Here is a 7,542-nt window from a genome sequence, read left to right as displayed (position 1 = left end):
GGCTTCGGCCGCAGCCAACGCGTCCGCCGGCGCCCAGGGATGCTCCACCCGGTCCGGGGCTGCTTCCAGCACCCGCACGGTGTCCGCCCGCCAGAATCCCGCGTCCGGTCCGCCCTCGGTGACGCGTGCCAGGACCCGTTCCCCGGGCAGGGCGTGCCGGACGAACACCACCCGGCCGTCGTGCCGCGCGACGAAGTGGCCTCCGTGCGCCGGGGCGCCGACGGTCAGTTCGATCAGTTGCGGTGCGGGGTCGGTCATGAAAGCTCCTGGTAGCGGCGGACGGAATCGGAGGAGGCCAGTTGCCACGGCACGCTGGCCACCATGACGCCGGGCTCGAAGTGCAGGCGGGTCTTGATGCGCAGCGCGGTCTGGTTGTGCACCAGCTGCTCCCACCAGCGTCCCACCACGTATTCGGGGATGTAGACCACCACCAGTTCGCGGGGCGAGTCCCGGCGGATGCTCTTGATGTAGTCGATGATCGGCGTGGTGGTCTCGCGGTACGGGGAGGCGAGCACTGTGATCGGAACCGGGATGTTGAGCTTCTCCCAGTCGCGCAGGGTCTGCTCGGTCTGTTCACGGTCCAGGTCCACCACCACGGCGTCGAGCCGGGACGGCCGCGAGGCCCGGGCGAAGGCCAGCGCCCGGAGCGTCGGCTTGCGCACGTGCGAGACCAGGATGACCGCATGCACCCGGGACGGCAGCGCGGTGGCCGGCTGGTCCGGGTCGATCGCGAGCTCGCGGGCGACCTGGACGTAATGGCGGTTGATGCTGTGCATGACCAGCCCGAGCAGGACGATGCCGAGCACGGCCAGCCAGGCCCCGAAAACGAACTTGCTGACCACTACCACCACCAGCACGGTCACGGTCAGGATGAAGCCGACCATGTTGATGAACCGCGAGCGCAGCATCCGGCGCCGCACCGGGCGGTGCGCGGTGGCCCGGATTTCGCGGGACCAGTGCCGGATCATGCCCAGCTGGCTGCAGGTGAAGGAAACGATCACGCCGATCACGTAGAGCGGGATCAGCCGGGTGACGTCCGCGTTGAACATCAGCACCAGTACCACGGCCGCGGCCGCCAGCGCGAGCACCCCGTTGCTGTAGCTGAGCCGGTCCCCGCGGGTCCGCAGCTGGCGGGGCAGGAAGCCGTCGGTGGCGAGGATCGATGCCAGCTGCGGGAAGGCGTTGAACGCCGAATGGCTGGCCAGCACCAGGATCGCCGCGGTGGCCGCGACCGTCAGGTAGAAGAGCGGGGCGCCGCCGCCGAAGACCGTCTCCGCCAGCTGGCTGAGCACCGGGGACTGGAAGTAGCCCGCCGGCAGGGGCCCGCCGTCCAGCCGCAGCTGGTCGGCGGGGGCCTGCACCACCCGCACCTCCGTGGCCCGGGCCAGGTACATCACCGCCATGGTGATCACGGTTGCGGAGATGCCCAGCATCAGCAGCGCAAAGCCGGCGTTCCTGGCGCGCGGCTTCTCGAAGGCCGGCACGTTGCTGGCCGGCGTCTCCAGGCCGGTGAGTGCCGCGGCGCCCGTGGAGAAGGCCCGCAGCACCAGCAGCGCGCCGGCCAGCCCGGTCAGGCCCGCCTCCAGGCCGGGTTCCGGCACGACGTCGAACGCCGCGCTGGGTGCCTCGCCCAGGCTTCCGGTGAGGTCAAGGACGAACCCGGCCAGGCACATCAGCAGCACGGTGCCCACAAAGACATAGGTGGCGATCGCCACGGTCAGGCGCCCGCGTCCCAGCCCGCGCAGATGGAGCAGGGCGAGGATCGCGATGCCGGCGACGGCCGCTCCCGGCTGCCAGCCCTTCAGCGCCGGAACGGCGGACACGAGATAGTGGGCCGCCGAAGACATGGACACCGCGACTGTGAGCACGTAGTCCAGCATCAGCGCGGAGCCCACCGTAATGCCTGCCGGCTTGCCCAGGTTCCGGGTGGCGATCTCGTAGTCGCCGCCGGACGGATACGCGTGGATGCTCTGCCGGTAGGACGCCACCAGGACCAGCAGCACCACCATGACCGCCAGTCCGACCCAGGGCGACAGGGCGATCGCCGCGACGCCCGCCAATGCCAGCGTCAGCAAGATCTCGTCCGGGGCGTAGGCCACCGAGGAGAGCGCGTTGGCGGAGAAGACCGGAACCGCCAGGCGGCGCGGCAGCGCGTCCTGCTTCAGCCGCTCGCTGCGGAACGGCTTGCCCACCAGGACCCGCTTGAGGGCATCGAGGAATGTCAGCACGTTTCCCTCGGTGGCACACGCTGCCAATGGGTCCGGATCTTCACGGCTTAGAGTCTAGACTGCCGGCCCGGAAATTACGGGGTCGCGGGGCCTCCGACCCGCAGTTTCATAGCCGCGGCAGGGCCGCCGGGGTTAGCATAAGCGTATGAATGTGCGTTGTATCACATTTAGGGGTCCGGGGCCGTTTGACCCAGTGACTGCTCGCTAAGGAGTCTTAGATGGGCAATGCCGCCGCCGTGATGACCGGCCTGAGCAGCATCGAGATTCAGGAGCGCCCCATGCCCGAGCCTGGTCGGGGCCAGGCCGTGATCCGGGTGGAAGCCGTGGGGGTCTGCGGCTCCGACGTCGCCTATTACCGCTACGGGAAGATCGGCCCGTTCGTCGTGGACGGCCCGTTCATCCTCGGCCACGAGCTCGCCGGCGAGGTGGTTGCCGTCGGCGAAGGCGTCGGCAACGTGCGCGTCGGCGACCGGGTGGCCGTCGAGCCGGGCACGCCGGACCGCAGCTGCGAAGAGTGCCGGGCGGGGCGCTACCACCTCTGCCCGAACCTCGAATTCCTGGCCACCCCGCCCTACGACGGAGCCCTGCTGCAGTACCTGGCCATGGACGCCCGCTGCTACTTCCCGATCCCGGATTCGATGAGCTACGAGGACGGCGCGCTGCTCGAGCCGCTGTCCGTGGGGTTGTGGGGCTGCCGGCGGGCGAACCTCCAGGCGGGCGACGACGTGCTGATCACCGGCGCCGGGCCGGTGGGCCTGCTTGCCGCCGAAGCGGCGCGGGCCCTCGGCGCGGGAAGCGTCACGGTCACGGACATCTCCGAGTACCGGCTCGGCGTGGCCCGCGACCACGGCTTCGCGGTGGAGAAGAGCGACGCGCCCACGGCGCGGACCTACGACGTGCTGCTGGAGTGCTCGGGCGCCGGCGGCGTCCTCGCCTCCGGGCTCGGCCGGTTGCGCGAGGCCGGGCGGGCAGCCGTCATCGGCCTGGCCAAGACCGAGGAGGTGCCGCTGCCCCTGTCCACGCTCAATTGGAAGGAGATCACCATCTCGATGGTGAACCGGTACAACAACACCTGGCCGCTGGGCATTGATCTGGTGTCCTCCGGCCGGATCAACCTGGAAGGACTGGTCACGCACAGCTTTGCGCTGCCGCAGACCGCGGCCGCCCTGGAAAACACCTCCACCGAACCCGAATCGCTCAAGGCGATGATCTACCCCCAGCGGCTCTGACCGCGGATGCCGGAACGCACGAACGGCAACGCGGCACGCCACCAGTAAGAGGAGTTCCGATGAACAAGAACACACGGGGAATCATGGGCCTCACCACGGCCCTGTTTCTTGCAGCCGGCATGACAGCTTGCGGTGGCGGCGGCGGCGGTGAAGGCGGCGGCGGAGGCGGAGGGACCGCAGGCGGGGGCGGCGGCCAGGCCGAGGGCAAGATCGCGTTCCTGATGCCGGACCGGGCCTCGACCCGCTACGAGCAGCAGGACAGCCCGCTGTTCGAGGCCAAGGTCGAAGAGCTGTGCGGCGGCTGCGAGGTGCTGTACCAGAACGCCGACGGCGACGCCAACAAGCAGCAGCAGCAGGCCAACGCCATGATCACCCAGGGCGTCGAGGTCCTGGTGCTGGACCCGGTGGACAGCACCGCTGCCGCCTCGCTGGTCAACACCGCGAAGGGCCAGGGCATCAAGGTGGTCACCTACGACCGGCCGGTCCCGGACACGCCGGCAGACTTCTACGTCTCCTTCGACAACAAGAAGATCGGCAGCCTCATCGCCGAGGACCTGGTGAAGAAGCTGGACGCCGACGGCGAAGAGACCGGAGGGGTGCTGATGGTCAACGGCTCCCCCACCGACCGGGCCGCGCAGCTGATCAAGGAAGGCGCGACGGAAGCCGTCGAGGCCAGCGAGCATGAAATCCTGGCCTCGTATGACACCCCGGAGTGGCAGCCGTCGAAGGCGCAGGACTGGGTGGCCGGCCAGATCACCCAGTTCGGTGAGGACATCACCGGTATCGTGGCCGCCAACGACGGCACGGCCGGCGGCTCCATCGCCGCCCTGAAGGCCGCCGGCGTCTCGCCGTTCCCGCCGGTCACCGGCAACGACGCGGAGGTCGCCGCGATCCAGCGGATCATCAAGGGCGACCAGTACAACACGATCTCCAAGCCCATCAAGATTGTCGCCGAAAAGTCGGCCGAGGTGGCGGTCCAGCTGCTCAATGGCGAGACCCCCGAACCCGACGCGACGCTCTTCGACACCCCGTCCGCGCTGTTCGTGCCGACGGTCGTCACCAAGGAGAACGTCAAGGAAGTGATTTTCGACGGCGGCATCTACAAGCCTGAAGAAATCTGCACCGGTGAGTACAAGGCGGGCTGCGACGAACTCGGCATCGAGTAAAGCAGCCGCCGGCGGTGCCGCGGCCCCCGCGGTACCGCCGGCGTAGGGGAAGGGGAAGCATGTCAACTGTGTCAGCGGAACGGCCGGAGGCTACCGCCCCGGTCCTGTCCATGCGGGGCGTGAGCAAGCACTTCGGTGCCGTGGCCGCCTTGACCGATATTGACCTGGACGTCCACGCCGGCGAAGTGGTCGCCCTGGTCGGTGACAACGGCGCCGGGAAGTCGACGCTGGTCAAGATCCTCGCGGGCGTGCATCCCCAGGACGCCGGTACCGTGAACTTCGACGGCCAGGACGTGACGATCCACACGCCGGTGGATTCCATTCAGCTGGGCATCGCCACGGTGTTCCAGGACCTCGCCCTCTGCGACAACCTCAGCGTCGTCGACAACCTCTTCCTCGGCCGGGAGCTGGGCGCCTGGCGGCTGAACGAAGTGGAGATGGAGGTCCAGTCCTGGAAGCTGCTGCGCCAGCTCTCGGCGAAGATCCCCTCGGTCCGCATTGCGGTAGCCTCCCTCTCCGGCGGCCAGCGCCAGACCGTCGCCATCGCCAGGTCGCTGCTCGGCAGCCCCAAGCTCATCATCCTCGACGAGCCCACCGCAGCCCTCGGCGTGGCGCAGACGGCCGAGGTGCTGAACCTGGTGGAGCGGCTGCGCGAAAACGGCCTCGCGGTGATCATGATCAGCCACAGCATGCAGGACGTTAAAGCGGTCTCCGACCGCGTCGCGGTGCTGCGGCTGGGGAAGAACAACGGCACCTTCCGGATGAAGGACGTCTCGACCGACGACCTGATCGCCGCCATCACCGGCGCCACCGACAACGTCGTGACCCAGCGCGCCGCCCAGACCGGGGCAGCGGCGGCTGCCGGCGCGGCCGGAACGGCCGGCGGGGCCGAGGAGGCCGGCGGGCTGGGCGGGCCGGGCGGAGGCTCGCTCCCGCCCGGCCAGGCCGCCGGAAGCGCGGGCCGACAGGGGTCCGGGGCAGCAGCACGGGAAGAAGGGACCGTACCATGACAACAAATCCAGCCGCCCCGGTCATTCCGGTGGCCACGGACCTGCAGGACGAACGGCTGATCCGGACCGAGGGCTTCAAGGGCGCCGTGAAGGTCGGTATCAACCGGGTGCGCGGCGGCGACCTGGGCGTGCTGCCCATCGTCGTCGGGCTGCTGGTCATTTGGTCCATCTTCCAGGTGCTCAACCCGTTCTTCCTCTCCAGCGCCAACCTGGTCAACCTGCTGCTGGAAAGCGCCGCCGTCGGAGTCATCGCGCTGGGCATCGTCTGCGTCCTGCTGGTCGGCGAAATCGACTTGTCCGTCGGCTCCGTCAGCGGCCTGTCGGCCGCCATCGTCGGCGTCACCTTCATCAAGCAGGACTGGCCGATCGGGCTGGCGGTCCTGACCGCGATGGCGGTAGGCGCCGCGATCGGGTTGGTCTATTCGGTGGTGTACACCAAGTTCGGGGTGCCGTCCTTCGTGATCACGCTCGCCGGCCTGCTCGGTTTCCTCGGCCTGCAATTGTTCGTGCTCGGCGTCGAGGGCACCATCAACCTGCCCTTCGATTCCTTCCTCGTCTGGTTCGGCCAGCAGGCCTTCGTGCCGGGATGGCTGTCGTACGTGCTGGCGGTCGTCGGCGTGGCCGGCTTCTTCCTCAGCCAGCTCACGCTCTCCCGCCAGCGGGTCAAGGCAGGCCTGTCCGGGCGGCCGATGAAGCTGGTCGTGATGCAGACCATCCTGCTGGCCGTGATCCTGCTGTTCGCGGTCTGGTACCTGAACCAGGCCCGCGGCGTCGGCTGGATGTTCGTCTTCTTCGCCGCCCTGGTGCTGGCGATGCACTACGCGTTCACCCGGACCCAGTGGGGCCGTTCCGTCTACGCCGTCGGCGGCAACCGGGAAGCGGCGCGGCGGGCCGGGATCGCCGTCAACCGGATCTACGTGTCCATCTTCGTCCTGTGCTCGACGTTCGCGGCCGTCGGCGGCATGCTGGCCGCCGGCCGGCTGGCCGCATCGGCGCAGAGCAGCGGCACCGGGGACGTGAACCTGAACGCCATCGCCGCCGCAGTGATCGGCGGGACCAGCCTGTTCGGCGGCCGGGGCTCGGCATTCTCCGCCCTCCTGGGCATCCTGGTCATCCAGTCCATCTCCAGCGGCCTCACCCTGCTGAACCTTGAGTCCTCGTTCCGGTACATGATCACCGGCCTGGTGCTGCTGCTGGCAGTGATCCTCGACGCCGTATCCCGCAAGTCCCGCACCTCCCACGGCCGCGCCTAGTGGCCGGCCGCCGGAGCGACATGTTCCTGGGCATCGACATCGGCACGGGCAGCAGCAAGGCGGTGCTGGCGGACGCCGGGGGCAGGGTGCTGGACAGCGCGGCGGTCGCGCACGAGGTCAGCTACCCGCGGCCCGGCTGGGCCGAGTTCGACGCCGAGGGCGGGGCGTGGGCGGAAGTGGTCCGGCTGTGCCGGGAGCTCTTCTCCCGGAACGACGCCGGTGCCGTCGCCGGCGTGTGCGTCAGTGCGATGGGTCCGTCCCTGGTGGTCACGGACGAAAACCTGGCCCCGTTGCGGCCGGCGATCCTGTACGGGATCGACGCGCGCGCCGTCGTCGAAATCCGCGAATTAACGGAGGAGTTCGGTGCCGAGGAGATCTTTCGCGAGGCGGGCAAGGTGCTGTCCTCGCAGGCCGTGGGACCGAAGCTCCGCTGGCTGCGCAACCGGGAACCGGAGGTCTTCGCCCGCGCCCGGAACTGGCACAGCCTGAACTCCTTCGTCCTGGCCAAGCTGACCGGCGAGCTGGTTCTTGACCACCACACGGCCAGCCAGTGCGATCCGCTCTACGACCTTCGCGGCAACCGGTGGCATCCGGACCGGTACGGCGCGGTCGCCGGGCACCTGCCGGAGCCCCGGCTGGCGTGGCCGGCCGAAGTC

Annotated in this window: 7 protein-coding genes; 5 read left to right on the top strand and 2 right to left on the bottom strand. The window is 69.2% G+C overall.

Features of this window, described 5'->3' with window-relative positions; translation table 11 throughout:
- The coding region (locus AC5RV2_RS12345; protein WP_494092573.1) for a TRAM domain-containing protein at window positions 1-258 on the bottom strand (258 nt) is incomplete at its 3' end.
- Window positions 255-2,228, bottom strand: coding sequence for an APC family permease (locus tag AC5RV2_RS12340; protein ID WP_494092572.1), 1,974 nt, complete (start codon window positions 2,226-2,228; stop codon window positions 255-257). The genes AC5RV2_RS12340 and AC5RV2_RS12345, both read right to left, overlap by 4 nt.
- A 218-nt stretch (window positions 2,229-2,446) precedes the next feature.
- Between AC5RV2_RS12340 and AC5RV2_RS12335 the strand changes: the two genes are divergently transcribed.
- The 5 genes from AC5RV2_RS12335 to AC5RV2_RS12315 form a co-directional block, all read left to right on the top strand.
- Window positions 2,447-3,457, top strand: coding sequence for an NAD(P)-dependent alcohol dehydrogenase (locus AC5RV2_RS12335; RefSeq protein ID WP_494092571.1), 1,011 nt, complete (start codon window positions 2,447-2,449; stop codon window positions 3,455-3,457).
- Window positions 3,458-3,516: 59 nt separating this feature from the next.
- Window positions 3,517-4,623: an ABC transporter substrate-binding protein gene (locus tag AC5RV2_RS12330; RefSeq protein ID WP_494092570.1), complete on the top strand. Its 1,107-nt coding sequence runs from the start codon at window positions 3,517-3,519 to the stop codon at window positions 4,621-4,623.
- 59 nt (window positions 4,624-4,682) lie between these two features.
- On the top strand, window positions 4,683-5,633 hold the full coding sequence (locus tag AC5RV2_RS12325; RefSeq protein WP_494092569.1) for an ATP-binding cassette domain-containing protein: 951 nt from the start codon (window positions 4,683-4,685) through the stop codon (window positions 5,631-5,633).
- The gene (locus AC5RV2_RS12320; RefSeq protein ID WP_494092568.1) at window positions 5,630-6,886 is read left to right on the top strand and encodes a sugar ABC transporter permease; all 1,257 of its coding nucleotides are present in this window, start codon (window positions 5,630-5,632) and stop codon (window positions 6,884-6,886) included. The genes AC5RV2_RS12325 and AC5RV2_RS12320 overlap by 4 nt, the downstream gene beginning before the upstream one ends.
- On the top strand, window positions 6,886-7,542 hold a 657-nt coding region (locus AC5RV2_RS12315), incomplete at its 3' end, for an FGGY family carbohydrate kinase (protein ID WP_494092567.1). The genes AC5RV2_RS12320 and AC5RV2_RS12315, both read left to right, overlap by 1 nt.

The organism is Arthrobacter sp. Y3225116 (assembly GCF_059091245.1).
The sequence above is the reverse complement of the archived record's forward strand: the minus strand, read 5'-3'. Positions and strand labels throughout refer to the sequence as shown.

Bases quoted from the DNA above. Each gene is read 5' to 3' on its own strand.
- AC5RV2_RS12335 (WP_494092571.1), top strand. From the start codon at position 2,447: ATGGGCAATGCCGCCGCCGTGATGACCGGCCTGAGCAGCATCGAGATT.
- AC5RV2_RS12330 (WP_494092570.1), top strand. From the start codon at position 3,517: ATGAACAAGAACACACGGGGAATCATGGGCCTCACCACGGCCCTGTTT.
- AC5RV2_RS12325 (WP_494092569.1), top strand. From the start codon at position 4,683: ATGTCAACTGTGTCAGCGGAACGGCCGGAGGCTACCGCCCCGGTCCTG.
- AC5RV2_RS12320 (WP_494092568.1), top strand. From the start codon at position 5,630: ATGACAACAAATCCAGCCGCCCCGGTCATTCCGGTGGCCACGGACCTG.